Origin of the sequence: Billgrantia tianxiuensis (assembly GCF_009834345.1) — a bacterium.
GTDB classification, from domain to species: Bacteria; Pseudomonadota; Gammaproteobacteria; order Pseudomonadales; family Halomonadaceae; genus Halomonas; species Halomonas tianxiuensis.
Window position 1 is genome coordinate 452,669 of record NZ_CP035042.1, and the last position, 23,607, is coordinate 476,275.

At 62.8% G+C, this 23,607-nt stretch carries 22 protein-coding genes, 2 pseudogenes and 1 CRISPR repeat array (1 of these 25 running past the window's edge); of the genes and pseudogenes, 11 read left to right on the plus strand and 13 right to left on the minus strand.

The window, feature by feature from the left end; genetic code table 11:
• Positions 1-1,095: direct repeats of the CRISPR family, unit length 28 nt; unit sequence GTGAGCTGCCGCACACGCAGCTCAGAAA; it begins 5,473 nt to the left of the window's first position.
• Positions 1,096-1,105: 10 nt separating this feature from the next.
• Positions 1,106-2,041, minus strand: a pseudogene (locus EKK97_RS02035) (aldo/keto reductase); the annotation flags it as partial.
• Positions 2,042-2,273: 232 nt separating this feature from the next.
• Between EKK97_RS02035 and EKK97_RS02040 the strand changes: the two are divergent.
• The 8 genes from EKK97_RS02040 to EKK97_RS25280 all read left to right on the plus strand — a co-directional run bounded on the left by EKK97_RS02040 (position 2,274) and on the right by EKK97_RS25280 (position 8,980).
• A complete protein-coding gene (locus EKK97_RS02040; RefSeq protein WP_159548456.1) occupies positions 2,274-2,864 on the plus strand; it encodes a DUF4202 domain-containing protein in 591 nt (196 codons plus the stop codon).
• Between the two features lie 299 nt (positions 2,865-3,163).
• Positions 3,164-3,829: an ABC transporter permease gene (locus tag EKK97_RS02045; RefSeq protein WP_159548459.1), complete on the plus strand. Its 666-nt coding sequence runs from the start codon at positions 3,164-3,166 to the stop codon at positions 3,827-3,829.
• Positions 3,830-3,875: 46 nt separating this feature from the next.
• A complete protein-coding gene (locus tag EKK97_RS02050; RefSeq protein ID WP_159548462.1) occupies positions 3,876-5,036 on the plus strand; it encodes an ABC transporter ATP-binding protein in 1,161 nt (386 codons plus the stop codon).
• A gap of 4 nt (positions 5,037-5,040) precedes the next feature.
• Positions 5,041-5,784: an ABC transporter permease gene (locus EKK97_RS02055; RefSeq protein WP_159548465.1), complete on the plus strand. Its 744-nt coding sequence runs from the start codon at positions 5,041-5,043 to the stop codon at positions 5,782-5,784.
• A 36-nt stretch (positions 5,785-5,820) separates the two neighbouring features.
• A complete protein-coding gene (locus EKK97_RS02060) occupies positions 5,821-6,705 on the plus strand; it encodes a glycine betaine ABC transporter substrate-binding protein (protein ID WP_159548468.1) in 885 nt (294 codons plus the stop codon).
• 73 nt (positions 6,706-6,778) lie between these two features.
• Positions 6,779-8,104, plus strand: a complete 1,326-nt coding sequence (locus EKK97_RS02065; RefSeq protein WP_159548471.1) for an MmgE/PrpD family protein — start codon at positions 6,779-6,781, stop codon at positions 8,102-8,104.
• Between the two features lie 31 nt (positions 8,105-8,135).
• Complete coding sequence (locus tag EKK97_RS25275; protein ID WP_277987331.1) at positions 8,136-8,540, plus strand: nitrilase-related carbon-nitrogen hydrolase; 405 nt, start codon at positions 8,136-8,138, stop codon at positions 8,538-8,540.
• Positions 8,541-8,578: 38 nt separating this feature from the next.
• On the plus strand, positions 8,579-8,980 hold the full coding sequence (locus tag EKK97_RS25280; protein ID WP_277987332.1) for a nitrilase-related carbon-nitrogen hydrolase: 402 nt from the start codon (positions 8,579-8,581) through the stop codon (positions 8,978-8,980).
• A gap of 85 nt (positions 8,981-9,065) precedes the next feature.
• On the opposite strand, the gene EKK97_RS24215 is transcribed toward EKK97_RS25280, so the two are convergent.
• From EKK97_RS24215 to EKK97_RS02080, 3 genes are read right to left on the minus strand one after another with little or no spacing between them, the layout of a single operon-like run.
• Positions 9,066-9,263: an amidohydrolase family protein gene (locus EKK97_RS24215; RefSeq protein ID WP_340162914.1), complete on the minus strand. Its 198-nt coding sequence runs from the start codon at positions 9,261-9,263 to the stop codon at positions 9,066-9,068.
• Positions 9,176-9,937 (minus strand): amidohydrolase family protein, encoded by a 762-nt coding sequence (locus EKK97_RS24220; RefSeq protein WP_340162915.1) that lies wholly within the window; start codon positions 9,935-9,937, stop codon positions 9,176-9,178. Before EKK97_RS24220 ends, EKK97_RS24215 begins: the two co-directional genes overlap by 88 nt.
• A 29-nt stretch (positions 9,938-9,966) precedes the next feature.
• Positions 9,967-10,857 carry an alpha/beta hydrolase gene (locus EKK97_RS02080; protein WP_159548474.1) on the minus strand — a complete coding sequence of 297 codons (891 nt, stop codon included), beginning with the start codon at positions 10,855-10,857 and terminating at the stop codon, positions 9,967-9,969.
• A gap of 106 nt (positions 10,858-10,963) precedes the next feature.
• Between EKK97_RS02080 and EKK97_RS02085 the strand changes: the two genes are divergently transcribed.
• Positions 10,964-11,938, plus strand: a complete 975-nt coding sequence (locus EKK97_RS02085; protein WP_234286928.1) for a GlxA family transcriptional regulator — start codon at positions 10,964-10,966, stop codon at positions 11,936-11,938.
• Position 11,939: 1 nt separating this feature from the next.
• Here EKK97_RS02085 and EKK97_RS02090 read toward each other — a convergent pair whose 3' ends face one another.
• Together EKK97_RS02090 and EKK97_RS02095 are read right to left on the minus strand one after the other, a co-directional pair.
• Positions 11,940-15,188 carry an FAD-binding and (Fe-S)-binding domain-containing protein gene (locus tag EKK97_RS02090; RefSeq protein ID WP_159548477.1) on the minus strand — a complete coding sequence of 1,083 codons (3,249 nt, stop codon included), beginning with the start codon at positions 15,186-15,188 and terminating at the stop codon, positions 11,940-11,942.
• A gap of 218 nt (positions 15,189-15,406) precedes the next feature.
• Positions 15,407-15,781, minus strand: coding sequence for a DUF6746 family protein (locus EKK97_RS02095; RefSeq protein WP_159548480.1), 375 nt, complete (start codon positions 15,779-15,781; stop codon positions 15,407-15,409).
• Positions 15,782-15,969: 188 nt separating this feature from the next.
• On the opposite strand from EKK97_RS02095, the gene EKK97_RS02100 reads away from it, so the two are divergent.
• The gene (locus EKK97_RS02100) at positions 15,970-16,239 is read left to right on the plus strand and encodes a hypothetical protein (RefSeq protein WP_159548483.1); all 270 of its coding nucleotides are present in this window, start codon (positions 15,970-15,972) and stop codon (positions 16,237-16,239) included.
• On the opposite strand, the gene EKK97_RS25285 is transcribed toward EKK97_RS02100, so the two are convergent.
• From EKK97_RS25285 to EKK97_RS02110, 3 genes and pseudogenes are all read right to left on the minus strand, one after another.
• A complete protein-coding gene (locus EKK97_RS25285) occupies positions 16,226-16,621 on the minus strand; it encodes a carcinine hydrolase/isopenicillin-N N-acyltransferase family protein (RefSeq protein WP_277987333.1) in 396 nt (131 codons plus the stop codon). The genes EKK97_RS02100 and EKK97_RS25285 overlap by 14 nt on opposite strands.
• Positions 16,622-16,698: 77 nt before the next feature.
• Positions 16,699-17,310: pseudogene (locus tag EKK97_RS25290) on the minus strand (C45 family autoproteolytic acyltransferase/hydolase); the annotation flags it as partial.
• Entirely contained in the window at positions 17,307-18,065 is a 759-nt protein-coding gene (locus EKK97_RS02110) for a dienelactone hydrolase family protein (protein WP_159548486.1), read from the minus strand. The gene EKK97_RS02110 and the pseudogene EKK97_RS25290, both read right to left, overlap by 4 nt.
• 252 nt (positions 18,066-18,317) lie before the next feature.
• Between EKK97_RS02110 and EKK97_RS02115 the strand changes: the two genes are divergently transcribed.
• The gene (locus EKK97_RS02115; protein WP_159548489.1) at positions 18,318-19,523 is read left to right on the plus strand and encodes an ABC transporter substrate-binding protein; all 1,206 of its coding nucleotides are present in this window, start codon (positions 18,318-18,320) and stop codon (positions 19,521-19,523) included.
• 111 nt (positions 19,524-19,634) lie between these two features.
• Here the strand turns inward: EKK97_RS02115 and EKK97_RS02120 are convergent, their stop codons facing one another.
• From EKK97_RS02120 to EKK97_RS02135, 4 genes are all read right to left on the minus strand, one after another.
• Positions 19,635-20,948, minus strand: coding sequence for a branched-chain amino acid ABC transporter permease (locus EKK97_RS02120; RefSeq protein ID WP_159548492.1), 1,314 nt, complete (start codon positions 20,946-20,948; stop codon positions 19,635-19,637).
• Positions 20,948-21,955 carry a branched-chain amino acid ABC transporter permease gene (locus EKK97_RS02125; RefSeq protein ID WP_159548495.1) on the minus strand — a complete coding sequence of 336 codons (1,008 nt, stop codon included), beginning with the start codon at positions 21,953-21,955 and terminating at the stop codon, positions 20,948-20,950. The genes EKK97_RS02120 and EKK97_RS02125 overlap by 1 nt, the downstream gene beginning before the upstream one ends.
• Positions 21,956-21,983: 28 nt before the next feature.
• Complete coding sequence (locus EKK97_RS02130; RefSeq protein WP_159548498.1) at positions 21,984-22,688, minus strand: ABC transporter ATP-binding protein; 705 nt, start codon at positions 22,686-22,688, stop codon at positions 21,984-21,986.
• A 115-nt stretch (positions 22,689-22,803) separates the two neighbouring features.
• Positions 22,804-23,574, minus strand: coding sequence for an ABC transporter ATP-binding protein (locus EKK97_RS02135; protein WP_159548501.1), 771 nt, complete (start codon positions 23,572-23,574; stop codon positions 22,804-22,806).
• Positions 23,575-23,607: the final 33 nt, after the last annotated feature.

Sequence of the window (23,607 nt, forward strand, 5' to 3'; positions counted from 1 at the left end):
CACGCAGCTCAGAAAACGCAAATTCGAGGAGGTGATGGTGGAATACCGTGAGCTGCCGCACACGCAGCTCAGAAAATTGCCGAGTTCGCCCAAGGCGAGCCGGTCAGGTGAGCTGCCGCACACGCAGCTCAGAAAACATGCGGCAACGCCATTAGCCGTATCGCCTCGTGAGCTGCCGCACACGCAGCTCAGAAAGGGACCACGCGGCGGCAACCGCGCCCGGATCTGTGAGCTGCCGCACACGCAGCTCAGAAAATGGCGACAGCTTGAGCCAGGTATTCGCCGACGTGAGCTGCCGCACACGCAGCTCAGAAATGGAATGCATTGGCGAAGAGCAACTGGCGTTAGTGAGCTGCCGCACACGCAGCTCAGAAACTGGGAATAAGCCCGGCCCGTAGGCCGGGAAGGTGAGCTGCCGCACACGCAGCTCAGAAAGGATCAACGCGGCGGCAACCGCGTCCGGTTCAGTGAGCTGCCGCACACGCAGCTCAGAAAAACTGGTTCAAGGAAAAGCTCGGCATCAACAGGTGAGCTGCCGCACACGCAGCTCAGAAAGTGTTCAGCCCCGAGGTGGGGCTGGCCCAGAGGTGAGCTGCCGCACACGCAGCTCAGAAAACGACTTGTCACCGACCCGGCCACCGGCGAGCGTGAGCTGCCGCACACGCAGCTCAGAAAAAGAAGCTGCTCAGCGGTTTCTGCGGTGATGAAGTGAGCTGCCGCACACGCAGCTCAGAAATTTCCGGCACCGCCAGCCGCGCGAACGTGAGCTGCCGCACACGCAGCTCAGAAAACAAGCCAACCGAAGAGGAGGACTGGTGCAGCGTGAGCTGCCGCATACGCAGCTCAGAAATCCAGGGTGTCGCACAGCACCGGGGCCACGGCGTGAGCTGCCGCACAAGCAGCTCAGAAAAGGGCAGCAGCGAAACGGCATAGCGAGGGGAAGTGAGCTGCCGCATACGCAGCTCAGAAATCGCGGGCTGCCCTGCGTACGTAGGGTTATGGTGTGAGCTGCCGCACAAGCAGCTCAGAAAGGCACGCGCGGAAGCTAGGCCGCTCAGGGGCTTTCGGTGAGCTGCCGCACAGGCAGCTAAGCAGTATTGCTATCAAACTCCTCCGTATCGATCTCCGCCTGCAGCGCTTCGCCGTAGCGGGCGCCAGCGACCTGGTCCGGTGTCAGGATGGCGCTGAGTCTTTCCAGGGTGGTGGCGTCCAGGCGCAGGTCTTCGGCGGCGAGGTTTTCGCGCATGTGGGCGATGGAGCGGGTGCCGGGGATGGGGAGTACGTCGTCGCTCTGGGCCGTGAGCCAGGCGAGGGCGAGCTGGCCGGTGGTGACTTCCCGTTCGCTGGCGATGGCCTGGAGTTTTTCCAGCTGGCGCAGGTTCTGCGGCAGGTTGTCGGTGCTGAAGCGCGGCATGCCGTGGCGCACGTCGTTCTCAGTGAGCTGGTTGGCGTCGGTCACGGCGCCGGCCAGGAAGCCGCGCCCCAACGGGCTGAAGGCGACCAGTGCGGTGTCGGCTTCGCGGCAGGCGTCGAGCAGGGCGATCTCGGGGTTGCGGGTCCACAGCGAGTATTCGGATTGCACGGCGGCAATGGGATGTTCGGTTCTGGCGCGGCGCAGGGTGGCGGCGGAGATTTCCGAGAGCCCGATGGCGCCTATCTTGCCGTCTTCCACCAGCCTTGCCAGGGTGCCGACGCTCTCTTCGATGGGCACCTGGCGGTCCAGGCGGTGCAGGTAGTAGAGGTCGAGGTGGTCGGTGCGCAGCCGCTGGAGGCTCGCCTCGCACTGGCGTCGAATCGTCTCGGGGCGGCCGTCGATCACTTTCCTGCCGAGTTCGGGGTCCATAGCCATGCCGCACTTGCTGGCAAGGAAGATTCGATCGCGCTTGCCAGCCAGCGCTTTGCCTACCACCTGCTCGTTGGCAGTGGCACCGTAGAGGGTGGCGGTGTCGAAGTGGCGATAGCCCATCTCGAAGGCTTCTTCGAGGGCGCGCAGCGCCTCGGACTCGGGAACGGGGTTGCCGTAGCCGTGGGAGAGGTTCATGCAGCCCAGGCCGATGGTGGGCGAGGCCACTTCCTTGAGGCGTGAGAAGATCGTCATGCAGGCTCCGGGTCGGGGGACAGGGCCCCTTATCATGCCGAGCCGGGCTGCGGGCTCGCAAGTGAGGCGCTGCGCCCGGCACAATGGGCGAAGATGTTGCCACACAGGCTGGTGCGCTGATGCCGTGAGCCGGGTGCGGTATGCTGTAGCAATAGAGGCTTGCGAGGATCCATCCATGTCTGATCAAACACCCTTCCAGCGTGCCATGGCCGAACTCGATGCCCTGCACGCTGAGGACCCGCGCCGTGTGGAGGTCGAGGGTGAATCCTTGCCCCTGGAGTTGTGGCATGCGGGGCGCATGAGCGCCTGGCTGAAGCGGGTGATGGCGGCGCCGAGCGAGCTGATCCAGATCGCCGTGCGGGCGCAGCATCTGCAGCGCTGGCAGGTGCCGCGAAATGAATATCCCGAAGGGCGGGTGGGTTATCTCACCTGGCGCCGCGATCAGGGCAAGCGGGCCGGTGACACCACGGCGCGGATGATGGAAGCGGCCGGCTACCCGGCCGAGGAGGCCGCCGAGGTCTCCCGCATGATCCGCAAGCAGGGCCTGGGTCGCGATCCGGGCACCCAGGCGGTGGAGGATTGCGCCTGCCTGGTGTTCCTCGAGAACTACTTCGCCGATTTCTCCAAGCAGGTGGAGCACGACCACCTGGTGCGCATCGTGCAGATGACCTGGAAGAAGATGTCGCCGCGCGCCCATGAACTCGCGCTGACGCTACCCATGAGCGACGAGGCGCGCGCCGTGGTGGAGGAGGCGCTGGCGGGGTAGCTGATTCCCCAAAAGCGCCTTGGATCGTTCCCCTCGCGCACTCGCTCCATTTCAAGGTACTGCATCGCGTGATGCAGGCCCTACCTGAAGGAGGTGGGTGCAGCTGCCGATACTGAAGGCGAGCCAATCCATGAACTCTTGTCTCTGCTCGGGCAGCCCAGGAGTTGTTCTAACCTCCTGCTGCGCTGCCAATGACAGGATTATGTTCCTTTGTGTCGCCTTTTGGTTAGTCTGTGTTGCTTCATGGCACTAGGATAGAGTCTAGCCTGCACCCAGCAAATCTAATAAGAGGCTACGTCATGGAGCTGATGCATTTTACAATTGCTAATCTCGATCTGCTCGTGTCACGCACTATCGAGCATGTTGTACTTGTCGGGATAGCAGTGGGCATCGCCACACTGACTGGAGTGCCGATCGGTATTGTCATCACCAAGAGTGAGCGCTTGGCTAAGCATGTGCTCTATGTTGCGTCTATCATTGTGACCATTCCCTCCATTGCACTTTTCGGCCTAATGATTCCGCTGCTCTCGGTTGTCGGGCATGGAATTGGCTATGTGCCTGCCATCATTGCTGTCCTGCTCTACTCGCAGCTTCCTATCATCCGTAATACCTATACAGCGATCAATAATGTAAGTCCGGCATTGCGCGAGGCGGCACGGGGTGTTGGCATGAGCCCCAATCAGCGCTTGCGCATGGTGGAAATTCCACTAGCCGTTCCGGTCATCATGGCGGGTGTTCGAACCGCCGTGGTGCTCAATATTGGCGTCATGGCAATTGCCGCCTATATCGGCGCTGGAGGTCTTGGAACTTTCATCAGTCGTGGTATTTCTCAGTCCGACCCCCGTCAGTTAATAGTCGGTGCTGTGGCCGTCAGTCTGTTGGCTATCATTGTCGATTTTGCTTTGCTTTGTCTGCAGAAATACTTGACGCCAAAAGGGATGGAGGGAGTTCCCGCTGGGACCTGATGTTCACTTCTCCTGACACCTCCATCCAATAATAAGGAATACTGAAATGATTCGACTGGACAACTTGACCAAGGTCTTCGATACCCCTGAGGGTGCGGTGGTGGCCGCTGACCATATCAACATGGAAGTGTCTAGCGGAGAGGTCTGTATTCTGCTGGGGCCTTCGGGCTGCGGGAAGACGACCACGCTGAAGATGATCAACCGCATCATCAGGCCGACCTCCGGCAAGGTATTCATCGACGGTGAGGATACCACCGGCATGGATACCCAGACGCTGCGCCGCAATATCGGCTATGTGATCCAGCAGATTGGCTTGTTTCCCAACATGACGATCGAGGAGAACATTACCGTAGTGCCTCGGCTGCTCGGCTGGGACAAATCCAGGTATCGGGAGCGCGCCCGGGAGCTGATGGCAATGATCGCACTGGAGCCGGATGCCTTCCTGAGGCGTTACCCGAACGAGCTTTCCGGAGGGCAGCAGCAGCGAATCGGTGTGGCTCGGGCACTGGCGGCCGACCCGCCGGTTATGCTGATGGATGAGCCGTTCGGCGCCATCGATCCGATCAACCGGGCCGTAATACAGGACGAGTTCCTCAAAATGCAGCAGGAACTCAAGAAGACCATCATGTTCGTCAGTCATGATATCGACGAGGCGATCAAGATGGGTGATCGCATCGCTATCTTTCGTGAAGGCCACTTGGTCCAGTACGCCCCACCGGACGAGCTGCTGGCGGCGCCCAAGGATGCCTTCGTGGAGTCTTTCCTCGGTGAGGATCGGGCGTTGAAGCGTCTGAATCTCGTCAAGGTTCAGGAAGTGATCGGTGGGGAATTTGCCACCGTGACGCCCAGCGATAGCCTGGAGACCGCACTCAAGCGGCTCGATGACTATGGCTACCAGCACGCCATCGTCATGGTCAACGAAAAACGCCAGCCCATTGGCATCATTCCCCGCTCGGTGGCTCAAGCCAGCCGGGGCATCTGCCATGATCATGCGCAGCAAGTACCGGCCACCGTGCATGTCGGTGATGACCTCCGCAAGGCAGTATCGCTGATGCTGGCCAACGATATGACCTGGCTCCCTTGCACCGATGACGCGGGGAGGCTCTGCGGGCAGATCACGCAGCGCGACATGACGCATCACCTGGGTGCCCGCTTTCGCTCTCAGCAGGATGCCTCACAGCCGACCAGCCTGTTGACGGAGGGGTGAGCCGATGCCCATCCAGACCCTGAAAGGGGCACTGCGCGCTCTGCTCCTGCTGGCCATCTTCTTCACCGGCGCATGGAGCCATGCCAGCGGCCTGATCGATGATGTCCTGTTCTATCTGCCTGACATTCAGTTCCTGGCGGCTGAGCACCTTTGGCTGACCGCTGTCTCTGGCAGCCTGGCCATTTTAGTCGCCATCCCACTGGGCGTGCTGCTGTCGCGTCCCAGCATGGCACGCTGGGCTGAATCGGCGATGCAGATACTCAATGTTGGCACTACCATTCCGACCCTGGCAGTGCTGGCACTCTCCATGAGCCTTCTGGGGATTGGTGTGGTGCCCGCTATTTTCGGCTTGTTCGTCGCCACCTTGCTGCCGATTACGCGCAATACCTACGCCGGCCTCAAGGGAGTCTCGCCGGCCCTCAAGGAGGCGGCGGCTGGCATCGGAATGTCGCCTACTCAGCGCCTGCTTCGTGTCGAGCTGCCCAATGCGCTCTACGTCATCTTCGCCGGTATCCGCACGGCGCTGGCTATCAACGTCGGGACGGTTCCTCTGGCCTTCCTGATCGGCGCTGGCGGCCTTGGGGAGCTGATCTTCACCGGCATCGATCTCTATGACCCCGTCATGATGCTGGCCGGTGCCATTCCCACCGCGCTGCTGGCCATCTGCGTCGATGCCCTAGTTGCCGCCATCGCCTTTTTGGTGGTGCCTCGCGGTGTTAACCCCGCTCGTGCAGCAGCACATGCTTGAGCGACATCCACAACAAACAACTCAAGGAACACCACCATGCGCAGTAAATTTCCCCCCTCTCTCATCGGGCTGGCTCTGGCCGGCGTTCTCTCCATCACCCACGCCTCCGATTTGGTGGTAGGTGGCAAGAACTTCACCGAGCAGCAGATCATTGCCAGCATGACCGGCCAGTACCTGGAAAGCCTTGGCTATCAAGTGGATACTCGGGCTGGCATGGGCTCGGCGGTACTGCGCCAGGCACAGGAGAACGGTCAGATTGACCTTTACTGGGAGTACACCGGCACTTCGCTGATCAGCTTCAACGGCATCAGTGAGAGACTTGGCCCGGAGGAGACCTACGCCACCGTGCAGGAGCTGGATGCAGAGAAGGGCCTCGTATGGTTGAACCCCTCTGCTGCCAACAATACTTACGCCTTGGCCATGCGCATTGGGGTGGCCGAAGAGCGAGGCATTCACTCTCTCTCCGATCTGGCCCGGGCCGTCAATGACGGTGAGCCGCTGAGCTTTGCTCTCAATGCCGAGTTCTATGCCCGAGACGATGGCTGGCGTCCACTTCAAGAGGCTTATGGCTTCCAGGTGGGCCGGCGCGATGTGAACCGTATGGATTCCGGTCTCGTCTATCAGGCACTGCGTGACGGACAAGTTGATGTCGGCCTAGTCTTTGCCACCGATGGTCGCATCCCCGCGTTCGCCTTCAAGGTGCTGGAAGACGACCAAAACTTCTTTCCTGCCTATGCCCTGACCCCGGTGGTACGCCAGGAGACCCTCGAGGCTTTCCCGGAGCTGGAAGACCAGATGAACGACCTGTCGTCCCTGCTCGACGATGATGTCATGGCCGATCTTAACGCTCAGGTCGACGTGCGCCGCATGTCAGTCGAGGAAGTGGCGAAAACCTTTCTCGAGGAGCATGGCTTGCTCTGACCTCCACCGGCCGGGGCCTCCACCGGATGGCCCCGGTCTTCGATACGCATAGGGCGAACCGGGAGACAGTGAGATGACCCCCGCTCCTGCACTGCTGGCCTGGCTGATCGGCCAGGATCCAGGGCGGCTGGCTGATGCTCATCTGGCGCAGGCCAAGCGCTGCCTGCTCGATCTGCTCGGCGTGGCCGCCGCCGCCACCCGAACGCCGCTGGCGAACAAGGCGAGACGCTTCACTCTTAGCCAATATCCGGGCACTCGCCCCCTCCTGTTCTCCGAGGGGCGGGCCTCACCCTGCGGTGCCGCCCTGCATGGTGCCTGGCTAATCGATGCCCTCGATGCCCATGATGGTCAGGCCCTGACCAAGGGCCACGCTGGGGTTGCGCTTCTTCCCGGATTGCTCGCCCTGCCCGAGGCCGAAACGCTCTCCGGGCGCGAGTGGCTGGGGCTGCTGGCAATGGGTTACGAGGTGGCGACCCGAGCAGGCATTGCGCTCCATGCCACTAGCCCGGATTACCATACGTCGGGCGCCTGGAACGCTATGGGCGTTTCCGCAGTGGCATCACGCCTGCTACGCCTTGATGCGCCGCGACTCCATCACGCCCTGGGTATCGCCGAATTCTATGGACCGCGCAGCCAGATGATGCGCTGCATCGATTCGCCCACCATGCTCAAGGACGGATCGGGGTGGGGAGCGCTGGCAGGGATTTCGTCCGCCCTGCTGGCACAGGACGGTTTCACTGGCGCTCCGGCGCTCTGCGTCAGCGCTCCGGAGGTGGCCCATTTGTGGGCAGATCTCGGAGCGCGCTGGTACCTCCACGAACAGTATTTCAAGCCCTATCCTGTTTGCCGCTGGGCCCAGCCCGCCGTCGAGGCGGTACGCTCACTGCGCGGTGCGGTAGGGGATCCGGCCCGGATCAGGCGCATCGAGATCGTCACCTTTCATGAGGCGAAGCGCCTGCATACGGTGCGCCCCCGCACCACGGAGGAGGCCCAGTACAGCCTACCCTGGGCGGTGGCCTGCGCCCTGCTTTCAGGCGGTATAGATGTCGAGTCTGTGACGACAGCCCTGGACGATGCCAGGCTGACGGCGCTGGCCGCTCGGGTCGATATTCAGGAGAGCGAGCTTTTCAATCGTCGCTTTCCGCGCGAGCGCTGGGCTATCGCCAGAGTCCATCTGGCCGACGGCCGTGTCGTAGAGAGTGAGCCGAGGGAAGCCCGAGGCGATCCGCATTCTCCCTTGTCTGATAAGGAGTTACACGCCAAGTTCCTGTCTCTGGCCGAACCGGTGCTCGGTGCCGATGCCCGGCGGTTGCTCGAGGTGGTATCGCGGCTCGAACAACTGCCCGCCGCGGCTCTGCTGCATTGCCTGCGCGCCCCTGACCCCGCTACCGTTGCCTGAGGCTCGAGTCCTCCACTCTTTCGAGGTCACCATGCACCATCAAGACACCCTGCTGGTCGGCGCCGTACAGTTCAATGCGGATCTGGGCGACGTGGACCACAACCTTGCCCGCCACAAGGAGTACATTGCCGAGGCTCGCCGTCAGAAGCTCGAGCTGCTGGTCTTCCCCGAACTGTCACTGACCGGCTACGCGCTCGGCCCTCGGGTGATGGAGGTGGCCATGCCGGCTCAGGATCCACGCCTTGTCGCCCTGGCCGAGGCCGCCGAAGCGATGCAGACCATCGTGGGCTTCGTGGAGGAGGCCGGCCCCGGGGAGTATTACAATGCCCTCGGCGTGCTGCAGCACGGTCGCGTCGTGGCCGTTCACCGCAAGTTAAACCTGCCGACTTATGGGGGCTCGAAGAGGGCAAATGGTTCTGTCAGGGTGCGCGGCTGACCTATGCGGACGTCTGCCCCGGCTGGACCACTACGTCGTTGATCTGTGCCGACCTGTGGAATCCGGCGCTGGTGCATGCGGCTCTGCTCTCACGTCCGACGGTACTGTGTGCGCCGATCAACTCGGCTTCGGGCATCGTCAGCGAGGAGTTTTCCAACGAGCGTAACTGGCTGCTCAACGTTCGCTTCTATGCCATGACTTACGGCACTCCAGTCATCATGGCCAACCGCTTCGGCCCCGAGGGAACAAGCCATTTTTGGGGTGGCTCGTGCATCCTCGGGCCGCGTGGCGAGACTCTCATCACGGCAGAGGACGCCGAGGCGCTGATCACTGCGTCGCTGTCGCGGTGCGAGATTGCCAAGGCACGTTTCGAGCTGCCAACTCATCGCGATGCCGACACCCCCCTGATCCAGCAACTGCTGGCCGCTCAGCTTTCCTGACCCCCGTCATGACCCAGCCCAATACGTAACGACTCGGCAGCATCTGGCGCTGTCGAGTCGTGCGAAAGGAAGGAGTCGTGTTGGCTCAACTGAAGTAGAGGCACTCAGGGTTGTCCACCAGGATGCGTTGGCGCAAGCGCTCATCAGGAGCCCAACGTGCCAGCTCGCTCAGAAGATCACCATCATTGGGCATGGCTACCGGAATATGGGGATGTGGCCAGTCCGAACCCCAGACGCAACGCTCCTCATTGGCAGAAAGCAGTTGCCTGGCGAAAGGCAGCACATCTTCGTAGGGGGGGATTGGCCATCGGTGATGCGATAGGCACCGGATAGCTTGACCCAGGCATTGCCGGTTTCCAGCAGCCGGCACAAGGCCAAGAAGCCTGAATGGTTCACCCCCTTCGCACAGGGCATGTGCCCCATGTGGTCGACGACGACGGGCACCGGCAGTCGCCGCACCCGCGTCCCCAGGTCTTCGAAGGTTGAGACATCCACCAGGAACTGCAGGTGCCAGTCTCGCTCCGCCAGCCGCCCCGCCAGCGCTTCCACGTCCTGCCAGTCGATGCCGCCCTTGAACAGCAGGTTGAGACGAACCCCGCAGAAGCCGTCTTGCTGCAACGCATTCAGCTCGCCTTCCTCGACGCTGCCATCCACGACGGCCACGCCCCGGTAATCCAGCCCGCACCGACGCAGGGACCGTAGCGCATCACGGGTTGCCCTGTTGTCGAGGCCATAAACGCTGGGCTGCACCAGCACGCCGCGCTCTATTCCCAGGGTGCGGTGCAGGGTCAGATAGTCCCCCAGACTCGCGTCGGGTGGGGTATAGGTTCGTTCGGGGTGATAGGGGTAGCGACCCTCCGGGCCGAACACATGGGCGTGACAGTCCACCGCCCCCGAAGGGACGGTGAAGCCAGGCATACGCGGAGCAGGATCGGCAGCTGCACATAGGGGAATCATCGGCGCATTCTCCTCATGCCATGCTTGGCTCAGAATTCACGCTGCAGCCAGTCGGCGACGTGGCCAGCGAAGGTCTGGAATTTGGGGTCGTCGTCGAGCATCCACTCGGTATGGCCCCCTTCGGGGAGCAGGTAGAGCGACTTGGGACCCGGATAGATGGCATACAGCGACCGCGCCTCGCTGACTGGGTGCAGGTCGTTCTCGGCACCGTGGGCGATCAGCAGCGGCGTATTGGCATAACGCTCGTCGATGTGTGCCTCCGGACAGAAGGCAATCAGCGAGTCGGCAAAGTCCAGAACCGAGGTCAGGCCATAGCCCGGCGTCTTGCGCAGCACCTCGTCCACGTACCCCCGGGAAATCTCATCCAGCGGATAGATATCAAAGGGATCGATCTTGCGCGGCTCGCCACCCTGGGCCAGATAGCGACGCTCCTCGTTCATGAAGGCCCGGAACTGTTTCCACCCGAGTTCACCTCGCAATGCTTTCTGAACGCGTACCGCATCGAAGAAGCCATTCATGGAAATTAGGCCATCGATGAGTTCCTCGGCATGTTGATAGGCATCCAGCACCAGCCCTCCGCCCATTCCCCAGCCGGCCAGCACCAGCTTGCGCCCCTCATTCTTGGCGCGGTTGCTGACCAATGCCACTACATTGGCAATATCGCGCACCTGTTCTTCGAGCAGAACCTTGCCACGCTCTCCTTCACTATCGCCGAATCCGCGATAGTCGAAGCCAAACGTCATGAAGCCCTGCTTAGTGAGAAAACGCGCAAAGCGCTCCGGGTGAATCCGCTTCAAGCCGGTGAAGCCGGAGCAGACAATCACCAGGGGAGTGTCCTTCTTGAGAGACGACTCCTCCCAGTAGAAAGAGCCGTCCAGCCTGAGACCATCGCTAATGATTGAAATACTTTCGGAATTCATTTTTTCATCTCCTGTTATGAAACTAATGCTTGTCCGAGCAGTATTGACATCTTGCGGCAGTCCAATCAGAGTTTAAGGTTCAAAAGCGACATGTGTGGGTAGGATCGTGACACGCCATAATCAGCCTTTCCGAGACGACGACTCTCCCTTTATGGTGGGTTTTCTCCTTTTTCCGCAGTTCGCCATGCTGTCGTTCAGCTCCGTAATTGAGCCGCTGCGTATTGCTAATCGCATGAGCGGGAAATCACTTTATTGCTGGCATCTTATGAGCCTGGACGACCGAGCTTTGGAAGCTAGTAATGGTCTCCCGTTCATGCCAACTCTAGCGATGGAGGACTGGCAAGAACTCGATGCCCTCATTCTGGTCGCTGGTTTGGGTACCAACCTGATCGCCGATGAGAGGCTTTTTCATTGGTTGAGAAAGGTTGGGCGAAGTCGCCGCTTGCTAGGCTCAACCTCGACTGGCAGTTTTCTACTGGCTAAGGCGGGCTTGCTTGATCGAAAGCACTGCACCATTCATTGGGAAAATCAAGCCAGCCTTCAGGAGGAATACCCGGAAATAATAGTCTCCAATGAGCTCTTTGAGATCGATCAAGGTATCATGACCTGCTCAGGAGGTACCGCTGGCTTGGATATGATGCTTTCCTTGATCGAGAGGCAGCACGGTAGTGAGTTGGCCAAGCAGATTGCTGAACAGTGTATCCATCCGAACATTCGCTCGGCTCATGAGAAGCAGCGGATGAGCCACGAAGCCAGACTTGGGGTTCACAACTCCACGCTCATAGCTGCCATTAAAATCATGGAATCTCACATTGAAGACCCCTTGAGTTGTGAGAGCATCGCGATGCTGGTGGATGTCTCTCACCGTCAGATGCAGCGACTCTTCAAGCAGCATTTCGGGATCACGCCAGCAAACTACTACCTGAATTTTCGATTGGAACACGGCGATCGCTTGCTGAGGTACACGTCGATGCCCATCATAGATATCGCCACAGCAACCGGTTTTTCTTCTACCTCCCATTTCAGCAAGTGCTATCGCAAGTTCTTCGGTATCTCTCCCAAAGAGCGGCGCAAGACTTGACTCAACCGTGCTGCTTGATCTCAGCCAGCAGCCCCTGCAGCGGATGCGGCAGAGCCTGGCCGGAGAGCCGCTTGGCCTGGCTGCGGCAGGAGTAGCCGGTGGCCAGCAGGCGGCTCCGGTTGGCCTCATCCTCGACCACTGGCTGCCACGACTGGGCGTAGATGGTCTTCGAGGTTTCCAGGTTGCGCGCCTCGTGGCCGTAGGTACCGGACATCCCGCAGCAGCCGGTGGCGACGAGTTCGAGCTCGAAGCCGAAGGCGGCGAATACCTGCTGCCACGCCTTGGGGCTACCCGGGGCGTTGGTCTTCTCGGTGCAGTGGGAGAGCAGCCGGAAGCTCGGGTCGTCGAGTTTCTCGAGCTCCCGGGCCAGGGCCGGCGGCACCAGGCGCTTGCCCTGAGCCACCAGCCACTCCTGCAGCATCAGCACCTCGGGCACGGCATCGGGCCCCAGTGCTTTCACGTACTCCTGGCGGTAGGTGAGGGTCATGGCCGGGTCGATGCCCACCAGCGGCACGCCGAACTCGGCCAGGGCGCGCAGCCGTCGGGCCTGTTTCGCTGCCGTGCGCTCGAATGCGCCAAGGAAGCCCTGCACGTGCAGCGGCTTGCCGTTGGCTGAGTAGGGGGCGACGAACACCTTGATGTCCAGGCGCGAGAGCAGCTCGACGATGTCCATCACCAGTTCTGCCTCGAAGTGGCTGGTGAAGGCATCCTGCACGATGACCACGCTCCTGGCTTTCTGCGCCTCGCTGAGCAGGCCCAATGAGGTCGGTGTAGCCTCGGCGACGCCCCAGGTGCGCAGCTGCTTGGTCAGCCGTGCGCGAGAGAGGCGTGGGCTGTCGACCAAGCCGATGTGCTGCGACAGCAGCCGGTCCACCAGGCGTTGCTTCAGCGCGGCGTTGTACAATGGCGCGGCGTGGGCGAGATAGGGCACGAAGAACTCCATGCCGCCGATCAGGTAGTCCCGCACCGGGCGCAGGTAGCGGCCATGGTAGACCTCGAGGAACTGCGAGCGCGAGTCTGGTACGTTGACCTTGATCGGGCACTGGCCGGCGCAGGACTTGCAAGCCAGGCATCCCGCCATGGCGTCGTAGACTTCATGGGAGAAGTCGGCCTCTTCCCGGCGGCGCCAGGTGTTACGCACCCGAGCCGGCAGGCGCTTGAAAAAGCCCCAGGCTCCCTCGTGGCGTTGCCGGCGCGCCTCTTCCACCAGATCTATCCCGGCATTGCCCTGCAGGCGCAGCCACTCGCGGACGAGGCTGGCGCGGCCCTTGGGCGAGTGGATGCGATCGCGTGTCGCCTTCCACGAGGGACACATGGCGTCGTCGGGGTCGTAGTTGTAGCAGGCGCCGTTGCCGTTGCAGTACACCGTGGCGGCGTGGGCCTGCCAGGCGCGCTCGTCGATCTGGCGGTCGAGCTGGCCGCGGGTGGGCACGCCGTCAATGGTCAGCAGGCCCGGATCGACCAGTCTTACCGCCTCCGCTTGAGGTGTGGCACTGGCGGTAGACGCCTTACCCGCGGCTTCGGGCGGGATAGAGAGCCCCGCGGCTTCGGGCAGGATGATGGGAGTAGCGATTTTTCCCGGATTCAACTGGTTGTGCGGATCGAAGGCGGCCTTGACCCGCTGCAGGCTGGGGTAGAGTTCGCCGAAGAACTTGGGGGCATACTCGGAACGCACCCCCTTGCCATGCTCGCCCCACAGCAGGCCGCCGTACTTGTGGGTCAGCTCGGCCACTTCGTCGGAAACCTCGCGGATCAGCCGCTCCTGTTCCGGATCCTTCATGTCGATGGCGGGGCGCACGTGCAGCACGCCGGCATCGACATGGCCGAACATGCCGTAGCTGAGCCCGCGGGCGTCCAGCGCGGCGCGGAATTCGGCGATGAAGTCGGCCAGCTGCTCCGGCGGTACGGCGGTGTCCTCGACGAAGGGGATCGGCCGCTTCTCGCCCTTCTCGTCGACCTTGGCATTGCCCAGCAGACCCACGGCGCGCTTGCGCATGCCGTAGACCTGCTGGATCTGGGCGCGCCCCTGGGCCAGGGTGTAGCCAAGGCGAGGTACGCTCTCATCCGTTTCCAGATGACGACCGAAGGCAGCCACCCGCTCGGCGAGCCGCTCGGGATCGTCGTCGTTGAACTCGATCAGGTTGATGCCGCGTATGGCCACCGCCTGCCGTTCGGCTGTGGCGGTATCGCCCACGGCAGCGGTGGCAGACGCCTCGCTGGGGAAGAACTCCGCCACGCTGTCCCAGACGAAATCTTCCATGGCCAGCAGCAGTACCCTGTCGTCCACCGTCTCGATGGAGGTGGGTCTGGCGGCGGAAGCCATCAGTGCCTTGGCGTCGCGCAGGGCGTCCATGAAGCCGGCATAGCGCACGTTGACCAGGGTCGAGTGCTTGGGGATCGGCAGCACGTTGAGCACGGCCTCGTTGAGGAACCCGAGTGAACCCTCGGAGCCACACAGCAGGCTGTTGAGGTCGAGACGTCCTTGTGCGTCCCTGAGATGCGCCAGATCGTAGCCGGTCAGGCAGCGGTTGAGCGGCGGAAACTTGGCCTCGATCAGCTCGCGCTGGGTGTCGATGATCTCGCGGGCGGTACGGTAAGCGTCGCCGATCACGCCGCTGTGGTGACACAGCGTCTCCAGCTCGGCGTCGTCCACCGGGCGACTGAGCAGCCGCTCGCCGCCAAGTAGCACGGTGTCGAGCTCGATTACATGATTGCGGGTCTTGCCATACTCGCAGCTGCCCTGGCCGCTGGCATCGGTGGAGATCATGCCGCCGATGGTGGCGCGATTGGAGGTGGAGAGGTCAGGGGCGAAGAACAGCCCATGAGGCTTCAATGCCGCGTTGAGCTGATCCTTGACCACGCCGGCCTGCACGCGCACCCGGCGCTGCTCGACGTCGATCTCCAGTATCCGGTTCATATGGCGGGAGACATCCACCACCAGGCCATCGGTGAGCGACTGGCCGTTGGTACCGGTGCCGCCGCCGCGGGGCGTGAGCACCACCTGGCGATGCTTGGGCTCGGCGGCGAGCCGGGCGATGCGTTCGAGATCCTCGGCGTGGCGCGGGAACAGTGCCGCCTGGGGCAGGCGCTGGTAGATCGAGTTGTCGGTGGCCAGCACCGTGCGGTCGGCATAGTCCGGGGCAATCTCGCCCTCGAAGCCCGAGTCTTTCAGCGCCTCGAGAAAACGCAGGTAGTGAGCGCCGAGGGCGGCGGTGGCACTCGATTCGGTGGTGTCCAGGCGTACGATCATGGTAGGCACATGCTTTGGGGGATCTCTATCGAAGCATGCGCAGGTGGAGGAGGAGAACAAGATGTCGTCACTACAGAACAAGATGACGACATCTTGTCGGGTTTCGATGCGTGTTGGTCAGATGGAGAAATCGATCGGCCGATGACACGGACTGAAGCGCCAGGTGGCGTCTGTCTTGCACCGGCCGATATGCCAGCCGGTGCGTTGCCATGCGGCGCTCAGTTCACCAGCGTCTGGGCGGCTTCCAGGTAGGCGGTGCCGTTGCTCTGCACGCGTTCGAAGTCTCCCGTCTCAGAGCCCAGGTGCACTTCTTCCAAGGTTTCGGCCATGGTGGCGACTTCTTCCTGAATCTTCTCCAGTGCGTTCTCCAGGGTGTAGGTCAGCTCGTGCACGGTGCCGAGGTCGGTGAGGCTCAGCTCGTCCTGGGCGAGCAGCTCGGCCAGGCGCTGATTGTACTCGGAGAAGTTGACCACGGCCTGGCTCAGGGTCTCGGCGGGCTCGCCCTTGAAGTGGGAGGTGGTGGGGGAGCTGGCCTGGGTGGTGGCAGCGATCATCAGTCCGCACAGCAGGGCGGGAAGCAGCAGTTTCTTCATGGGGCTTGTCTCCGCGTCAAATGAGAATGATAAGCGTTAGGCTGTATAACAGCCACACGTCACGGCGGCAAGTGCTGCACCCGATGAGAATGATTTTTCTTCTTGAGAATTGACAGAGATCAGAGCGAGGACTAGATTTTTAGCGGTTAATGATAATTGTTATCATTGACGCGCCAAGGGAGGCCGCCATGACGTATCGCACCAACACCGCCAGTTCCCGTCCTACACTGCAGATCTGCGATGCTACTTCGGGGTCGGTGCGGCTGGCCCGGGAATATCCTCGCCACGACACCACTCTCTCTCAGGAGGAGTTCGAGCTGCTTCAGCTGTATCGGGAAGAGGCCCGTCATGACCTGTTCCGGCGCTCGTTCCTGCTCACTTCGGAGCGTTATCTGAAAGGCGAGCTGCCCGAGTCCGGCCTGAACGGCGAAGGGCTGGGGCGTTTCAGCTCAAGGTGACGCTCAGGCTGTCATCGCTTTCACAGGGCTTGCCGTGGCGCAGGGTCAGGCGTCGTTCGCTCAGGTTCATCACCACCGAGAACAGGGTCTCCATGCGCTCCTCGGCGGGCTGGTCCGGGTTGAAGTGGCGGCAGATCGACAGCGGCGCCCCCTGATGGTCGCTGAGGATGTCGAACAGGCTGGCCTCATCGAGGCGCGCATCCGGGGCCAGCTCGTCATGCAGCAGCGCATCGAGCCGACACAGGCGTGGGTGGGAGTCGATGCGTGGGAAGTCCTGCACCGGGCAGGGGGTGTTATCCGCATAGAAATGGTTGGTGTGGGTGACGATACCGTCGCGCGGTGCGATGCGTCCGGGCTCACCGGGTTGGACCTCGAGGCCCACGGCCTGGCCCCCTCGTTACCGACCTGAGCGCTGGCGAGCAGGAAGTGCGCGGGTGAACAGACCCGGTCGTGGGTGGCCACGGCGAGCGCACTGTCGTAGTCGGGGCTCTCGAGGATCTTGCGCAGGGCGATATGGATCGGCAGCCCGGCGCCGCAGGTCTGCGAGCGAATGGCGTTGAGGCACACGCCGATACCGCGGGCATTCATGCCGATCTTGCCGACCATGCCGGCTTCGCCGACGCTCACCAGTTCGGGCCGGCCATCGCCCCGGATGTGCAGGGCTACCACGTTGTCGAGCTGGTCGTGGCGCCAGTCCCAGTTCTGCGCCAGCCACTGTTGCCCGTGGCGCTGCAACGAGAAGGCCGAGCAGCCGCCGTTGGCCTGGGTCAGGGCGATCTCGCTGCGACAGTTCAACGTCAGGATATCGATGAAATCGACCCCCGCACCCCAGGCGATGCCGTTCATCTCCTCGAGAATTTCGGGAAAGCCCTGCGCGATCTGGGCCTCGAAGTGGCAGGCCCGGTCACGGGCCTCTTCCCAGCGAATGCCCACGAAATCGTGGAACAGTTGCCCGTAGACCGCGATGCTGCGCTCGATCAGGTGCCGGTGAATACGGCCGTGCTCCGCACCGACCTCATGATGACTCCCCGTCAGTTCGGTCACGGCCAGGGGACTCGACGGCCGGGTCATAGCACCTCCTCGAGGAAGGCCAGGAAGGCGGCCCAGGATTTTTCGTCGGCGCGCTCCTGATAGCGGTCGCTGTCGAACTCCGTGAAGCCGTGCGGGGCGCCCGAGTAGATCTCCACCGTGTAGGTTGCCTCGATGGCTTCGAGTTCCTCCACCAGGCCGCTGACGTCTTCCATGGTCACGCTGGTGTCGGCGCCGCCATGGGCGATCAGCAGCGGCGGCACTTCTTCGGGCCACTCCTGGCCCTCCGGCGTGGCGAGGCCGCCGTGGAAGCTGGTGTAGCCGGCTATGTTATCGGCTTCGCCGGATCGGGCGATCTCCAGCGCCACGGCGCCGCCGAAGCAATAGCCCATGATCACCACGCTGTCGGCGGCGCCCTGTTCGCGAGCCTCGGCCAGCCCGGCCAGGGTCAGCTCACGCATGCGTTCGCGGTTGGAGTAGAGCGCCCGGGTGGCCTCCTGGCGGGCCTCGATGGCTTCGGGGCGGTTGCCCTGGCCGAACAGGTCGATAGCGAAGGCATCGAAGCCCTGCTCGGCCAGCATATCGGCGCGCTGGCGCTCGTAGTCATCCACGCCGTCCCAGTCGTGCACGATCAGCACCGTGCCGCGCGCTTCTTCTCCGGCCGGGCTGAAGTAGCCCTCGAAGGCTTCGTCGCCGACTTCGTAGACGATGTCGTTACCGGCGGGTGAGAAGGCGTGGGCATGGGCGGTGAGACCGAGCGCGGTCAACAGCGCAAGGGGGAGAGAGGCAGAGCGCATGGCGGGCTCCTGTCGGTTTCGTGGCATGCGGGCATCAGTATAGGCAAAGGTCGGCGAGGCGCGACCGGCAGCGTTGAACGCCGGGGGCGGTGCTTGTCAGGGTTTTCCATTGCTCATAAGGAGTTGGCGACGCGGGTCGGGGGGTAAACGTTGGTATGGGGGGCTTGTGTTTTACTGCGGAGCCTTCCAGATTTAGAGGGTGCCTTCTGTAACCAGACGTATCGACGTCCTCAACCAGAGTGAGAAGAACAAATGAAGAAGAGCCTATTGGCGATGGCAATCGCGGCATCCGGCGTGGCGCTTGCCGGAGCGGCGCAGGCAGAGGTCAAGATCGGTTTCATCGGCGGCTTCACCGGTCCGATCGAGAGCCTGACTCCTCCGATCTTCGATGGCGCGCGGTTGGCGGTGGCGCAGATCAACGAGCAGGGCGGCATCCTCGGCGGCCAGACGCTGGTCATGCCGAATGCCGACACTACCTGTAGCGATGCCTCGGCGGCTTCCAACGCGGCCGACCGCATGGTCAACACCGAGAACGTCACCGCCATTGTCGGTGCGCTGTGTACCGGGGCAACCGTGGCTGCGGCCAACAGCGCGGCGGTTCCCGGTGGGGTGGTAATGGTGTCGCCGGCCTCCACGGCGCCGGCGGTGACCGAGCTGGACGACAACGATCTGGTGTTCCGTACCGTGCCTTCGGATGCCTACCAGGGCCAGATCCTGGCCAAGCTGATGCTCGAGAAAGGCTTCGACGAAGTGGCCGTCACCTACGTCAACAACGACTACGGCCGTGGCCTGGCGGATGCCTTCACCGCAGGCTTCGAGGCGGGCGGTGGCACGATAGCCGTAAACCTGGCCCATGAGGACGGCCGCGCCGACTACCGTTCCGAGCTGGGCTCGCTTTCCGCCAGCGGTGCCGAGACGCTGGTGGTGCTCGCCTATGCCGATGGCTCGGGCCAGACCATCCTGCGCCAGGCCTATGAGGGTGGTGCATTCACCCAGTATGCCGGTGCCGACGGCATGGTCGGCTCGTCGCTGGTCGAGGCGGTGGGCGCGGATGCCCTCGAGGGCATGATCGCCACTCGCCCGGGCAGCCCCGAACTGCCGGGTACCGAGATCTTCAACCAGGCGGCCCAGGAGGCGGGCTTCGACCCCAGCGCGGTATTCGCCGCCCAGGCCTATGACGCCGCTTTCCTGCTGGCGCTGGCCATCGAGCAGAACGGTAGCGCCGAGCGTGAGGGGCTTTCCCAGGCGCTGCGCAGCGTCGCCTCCGCTCCCGGTGAAGTGATCCTGCCCGGCGAGTGGGAGAAGGCAGTGCAACTGATCGCAGCGGGCGAGGAGATCAACTACGAGGGTGCCTCCGGCAGCCATGAGTTCGACGAGAACGGCGACGTGCCGGGCGTGGTGCTGGAAATGGCGGTGGAAGGCGGTGCCTTCGTCGGCAAGGGCCTGCTCCAGGACTAATCTAGGTCTGAACTGAAGCAGCAAGTGAAAGCAAAGGCCCCGGCGGGAATGCCCGCCGGGGCCTTTCTTATTGAACGTAGATTTTAGAGCGCAGCAATAAATCAGCCCCCTCTACCCGTGGTGTTTGACTTTTTCGGGTAGCAGTCCTTGTGGAGCGAAGCGCAGCACCAGGGTAATGAGCAGGCCGATCACGAACACCCGGGCCTGCAGCGCGCGGCTGTCGAGGTTGCCCGGCGGTTCCCAGCCGAACCAACCCTCGCCGATGGCAGCGGCCCCATGCATCACGAACAGCGCCAACGGCTCGGACATCAGCCAGATGATATAGACCGCTACGGCGCCGAAGATGGTGCCCAGGTTGTTGCCGGGCCCGCCCAGGATCACCATCACCAGTACCAGGAAGGTGTGGTTCAGCGGCAGGAAGCCGTTGGGGTCGAAGATGCTGTTGAACGAAGCCAGCGCGCCGCCGCCGATGCCCATCAGGATGCAGCCCAGCACGAAGATCTCCAGGCGGCGCTTGTTGATGTCCTTGCCCATCGCCGAAGCGGAGATTTCGTTGTCGCGGATGGCGCGGATCATGCGGCCCCAGGGGGCGTGGTAGGCGCGGTGCAGCAGGAAGAAGATCACCGCGATCATGGCCGCCGTGACCGACAGGTACAATGCCCGGGCCAGGGTGAAGCCCAGCTCGCTGGGGCCCGGCGTGGGCCAGGGCAGCGGCGAGACGGTGGCGGTGCCGCGGGTCAGCCAGTCGGAATTCTTGAGGAAGGCCTTGATGATCTCGGCGATGCCGAGGGTGGCAATGGCCAGATAATCGCTGCGCAGCCCCAGGCAGATATGGCCGATGAAGTAGCCGATGGCGCCGGCCAGCGCGCCGCCGACGATCCAGCCGCTCCAGGCCGGCAGGCCCAGGCCACCGATGAAGCCGGCTCGGGACTGTATCTCGCCGGTGACGCCGCGCAGCATGCTGATCACCACCAGGTAGAGCACCACGGCGAGGACGATGGCGATCAGCGTGCGCAGCTTCTTCGGTACGCCGATACGGTCGAGCTTGGTGGCGCCATAGACCAGCATCGCCGCAGCGGCACCGTAGAGCAGCACGCGGCCGAGTTCACCAGGCAGTTCGGTACCCCAGAAGGCGTCGTTGACCGGCACGCTGAGGAACATGGTGGCAAAGGCGCCCAGCGCGACGAAGCCCATCACACCGGCATTGAACTGGCCGGCATAGCCCCATTGGATGGTCAGCCCCAGGGCCAGGATGGCGTAGCAGGAGGCTTCCACCAGCATGCGCGTGCTGTAGGCGGTTCCCATGATGGCATAGACGCCAAGAACCGCCACCAGCAGGGCGCCGAAGAGGATGACTTCCCGCAGCGGGAAGCGTGACGGTGCGGCCACGGTGTCTTCGCGGCGTTCGGTACGTTGAGCGTTCATCAGATCACCTTACCCTTGAAGATGCCGGTGGGGCGCCACACCAGGATCGCCACCAGGATGAAGAAGGGCACCACGATCTTGTATTCGGTGCCGACGAAGGCGAGGTTGCGCGGGATCTCGACCCATTCGGGGAATAGGTGTGCGATGGGACGCAGCAGCACCGTCCAGTTGAACACCGCCAGCGTTTCGGCGAAGCCCACCACGAAGCCGCCGGCGATGGCCCCGTAGGGGTGGCCCACCCCGCCGACGATGGCTGCGGCGAAGATCGGCAGCAGCAGGAAGAAGCTCAGGTCGGGCTTGAAGGTCACGTCGAGCGAGAGCAGGGTACCCGCGATGGCGGCGAGGCCGCCGGCGATCACCCAGGTCACCGCCACGATGTGGTTGGTATTGATGCCCGAAGCCCGTGCCAGGTCGGGATTGTCGGACATGGCGCGCATCGCCTTGCCCAGCCGGGTGCGGTTGAGGAACAGGTGCAGCCCGACCACGCAGACGATGGTCAGGAGGAACAGGATGATCTGCGGCTCGGTGACGATGATCGGCCGTGTGGCCAGCTCGAACGGCATCTCGAGGCGGTAGATCTCCTTGCGCTCACCGGCCAGGTACAGGTTCTGGGCGCCGGTGCCGGCGAACAGGCGAATCAGCCCCTGCAGCATCAGGGTCACGCCCAGCGAGGCGATCACCATGACGATGGGCTTGACGCCATGGGCGCGCAGCGGCTTGTAGAACGCCTTGTCGACGCCGACCGCGAGCAGGGCGGTAAGCACCATGGCCAGCGGCAGCATGACGATGGGGGTGGGCAGGCCCACCGCTGCGCCCACGCCGGGAAATGCCATGGTCAGCAGCAGCACCATGAAGGCCCCGAACGTCATCATGTCGGCATGGGCGAAGTGGGCGAAGCGCATGATGCTGAAGACCAGCGTCACGCCGATGGCGCCAATGGCGTAGATCGAGCCGGTCACGCTGCCGGCGACGATCACGTTGTTGAAGAAGAAAACCAGTTCGTTCACGACTCACTCTCCAGTACGGGCTCGGGGCTCAACCGCCGAGGAAGCTCTTGGCCACTTCCGGGTCGGCGAGCAAGGCGGCGCCGGTATCGGTGAAACGGTTCTTGCCAGCGGCCAGCACGAAGCCCTTGTCGGCGATGGCCAGGGCCTGCTTGGCATTCTGCTCGACCATGAGGATGCCCACGCCGGCGGCATTGATCTCCTTCACCCGCTCGAAGATCTCGTTCATGTAGAGCGGCGAGAGGCCGGCAGTGGGTTCGTCGAGCAGCAGCACGTCGGGCTCGGCCATCAGCGCGCGGCCCATGGCAACCATCTGGCGCTGGCCACCGGAGAGTTCGCCGGCGGGTTGGTGGCGCTTGTCGTAGAGCGGAGGAAAGAAGTCGTAGACCTGCTTGAGCATGCGCTTGACGTTGCCCGGCTTGAGGAAGGCGCCCATCTCCAGGTTCTCTTTCACCGTGAGGCTGGGGAAGACGTTCTTCTCCTGGGGCACGAAACCCATGCCCTTCTGTACCAGTTTGTTGGGCGGCAGGTTGTGGATCGGCTCGCCGCGCAGCAGGATCTCGCCCTGGCTGACGGTGAGTAGGCCGAAGATGGCCTTGAGCATGGTGGACTTGCCGGCGCCATTGGGGCCGACGATCACACCGACCTCGTCGGCCTCGATCGACATGTTCACCCCGTTGAGGATGTTCATGCCGCCGTAGCCGCCGTGCACGTCGCGTGCTTCGAGTAATGGCATCGTGGATTCTCTGCGCTATCGTTGCTGTTCTTCTTGTCGGGTCTGTGCGCCTGGACTCAGGCGGTGGTGGAGCCCTCAGGCTACGTTCGAACCCCTCAGGCTATGTTCGAACCCCTCAGGCTACGTTCGAGCCAAAGTATGCCTCGATCACCTGAGGATTGTTACGGATCTCCTCGATGCTGCCTTCCACCATCACGCTGCCCTGGGCCAGCACGATCACCGGGTCGCACAGGCGCGCGATCATGTCCATGTCGTGCTCAATGACCAGGAAGGTGTAGCCCATCTCGCGGTTGAGCCGTTCGATGTTGTCGACCAGGTCGCCCAGCAGGGTGCGGTTGACCCCAGCGGCGATCTCGTCGAGCAGCACCACGCGGGCATCGGTCATCATGGTGCGACCGAGTTCGAGCAGCTTCTTCTGGCCGCCGGAGAGGTTGCCGGCCAGCTCGTTGCGCACGTGGTGCAGGCCGATGAAGTCGATCACCTCGAGCGCCTTCCGGCGTACCTCGGCCTCCTGCTGGCGTACCAGGCCCGGCTTGAGCCAGGCGTCGAACAGGCTCTCGCCGGCCTGCTGCGGCGGCACCATCATCAGGTTCTCCAGCGCGGTCATTTGGGAGAACTCGTGGGCGATCTGGAAGGTGCGCAACAGGCCCTTGTGGAACAGCTCGTTGGCGGGGCGATTGGTGATGTCCTCGCCATCGAGCAGGACCTGGCCGCTGTCGAGCGGCAGGGCGCCGGCGATAATGTTGAACAGGGTGGACTTGCCTGCCCCGTTGGGGCCGATCAGCCCGGTGATCGAGCCTTCTTCGACCTGGATGGAGCAGTCGTTGATGACCTTCAGACCACCGAAGGCCTTGTAGACGTGCCTGACGTCGATGATGGATGGCATGTTGGTTCCTGCACTTTATATCGTTGTTATGCG

Bases quoted from the DNA above. Each gene is read 5' to 3' on its own strand.
- EKK97_RS02040 (WP_159548456.1), top strand. From the start codon at position 2,274: ATGTCTGATCAAACACCCTTCCAGCGTGCCATGGCCGAACTCGATGCC.
- EKK97_RS02045 (WP_159548459.1), top strand. From the start codon at position 3,164: ATGGAGCTGATGCATTTTACAATTGCTAATCTCGATCTGCTCGTGTCA.
- EKK97_RS02050 (WP_159548462.1), top strand. From the start codon at position 3,876: ATGATTCGACTGGACAACTTGACCAAGGTCTTCGATACCCCTGAGGGT.
- EKK97_RS02055 (WP_159548465.1), top strand. From the start codon at position 5,041: ATGCCCATCCAGACCCTGAAAGGGGCACTGCGCGCTCTGCTCCTGCTG.
- EKK97_RS02060 (WP_159548468.1), top strand. From the start codon at position 5,821: ATGCGCAGTAAATTTCCCCCCTCTCTCATCGGGCTGGCTCTGGCCGGC.
- EKK97_RS02065 (WP_159548471.1), top strand. From the start codon at position 6,779: ATGACCCCCGCTCCTGCACTGCTGGCCTGGCTGATCGGCCAGGATCCA.
- EKK97_RS25275 (WP_277987331.1), top strand. From the start codon at position 8,136: ATGCACCATCAAGACACCCTGCTGGTCGGCGCCGTACAGTTCAATGCG.
- EKK97_RS24220 (WP_340162915.1), bottom strand. From the start codon at position 9,937: ATGATTCCCCTATGTGCAGCTGCCGATCCTGCTCCGCGTATGCCTGGC.
- EKK97_RS02080 (WP_159548474.1), bottom strand. From the start codon at position 10,857: ATGAATTCCGAAAGTATTTCAATCATTAGCGATGGTCTCAGGCTGGAC.
- EKK97_RS02090 (WP_159548477.1), bottom strand. From the start codon at position 15,188: ATGATCGTACGCCTGGACACCACCGAATCGAGTGCCACCGCCGCCCTC.
- EKK97_RS02095 (WP_159548480.1), bottom strand. From the start codon at position 15,781: ATGAAGAAACTGCTGCTTCCCGCCCTGCTGTGCGGACTGATGATCGCT.
- EKK97_RS02100 (WP_159548483.1), top strand. From the start codon at position 15,970: ATGACGTATCGCACCAACACCGCCAGTTCCCGTCCTACACTGCAGATC.
- EKK97_RS02110 (WP_159548486.1), bottom strand. From the start codon at position 18,065: ATGCGCTCTGCCTCTCTCCCCCTTGCGCTGTTGACCGCGCTCGGTCTC.
- EKK97_RS02115 (WP_159548489.1), top strand. From the start codon at position 18,318: ATGAAGAAGAGCCTATTGGCGATGGCAATCGCGGCATCCGGCGTGGCG.
- EKK97_RS02120 (WP_159548492.1), bottom strand. From the start codon at position 20,948: ATGAACGCTCAACGTACCGAACGCCGCGAAGACACCGTGGCCGCACCG.
- EKK97_RS02130 (WP_159548498.1), bottom strand. From the start codon at position 22,688: ATGCCATTACTCGAAGCACGCGACGTGCACGGCGGCTACGGCGGCATG.
- EKK97_RS02135 (WP_159548501.1), bottom strand. From the start codon at position 23,574: ATGCCATCCATCATCGACGTCAGGCACGTCTACAAGGCCTTCGGTGGT.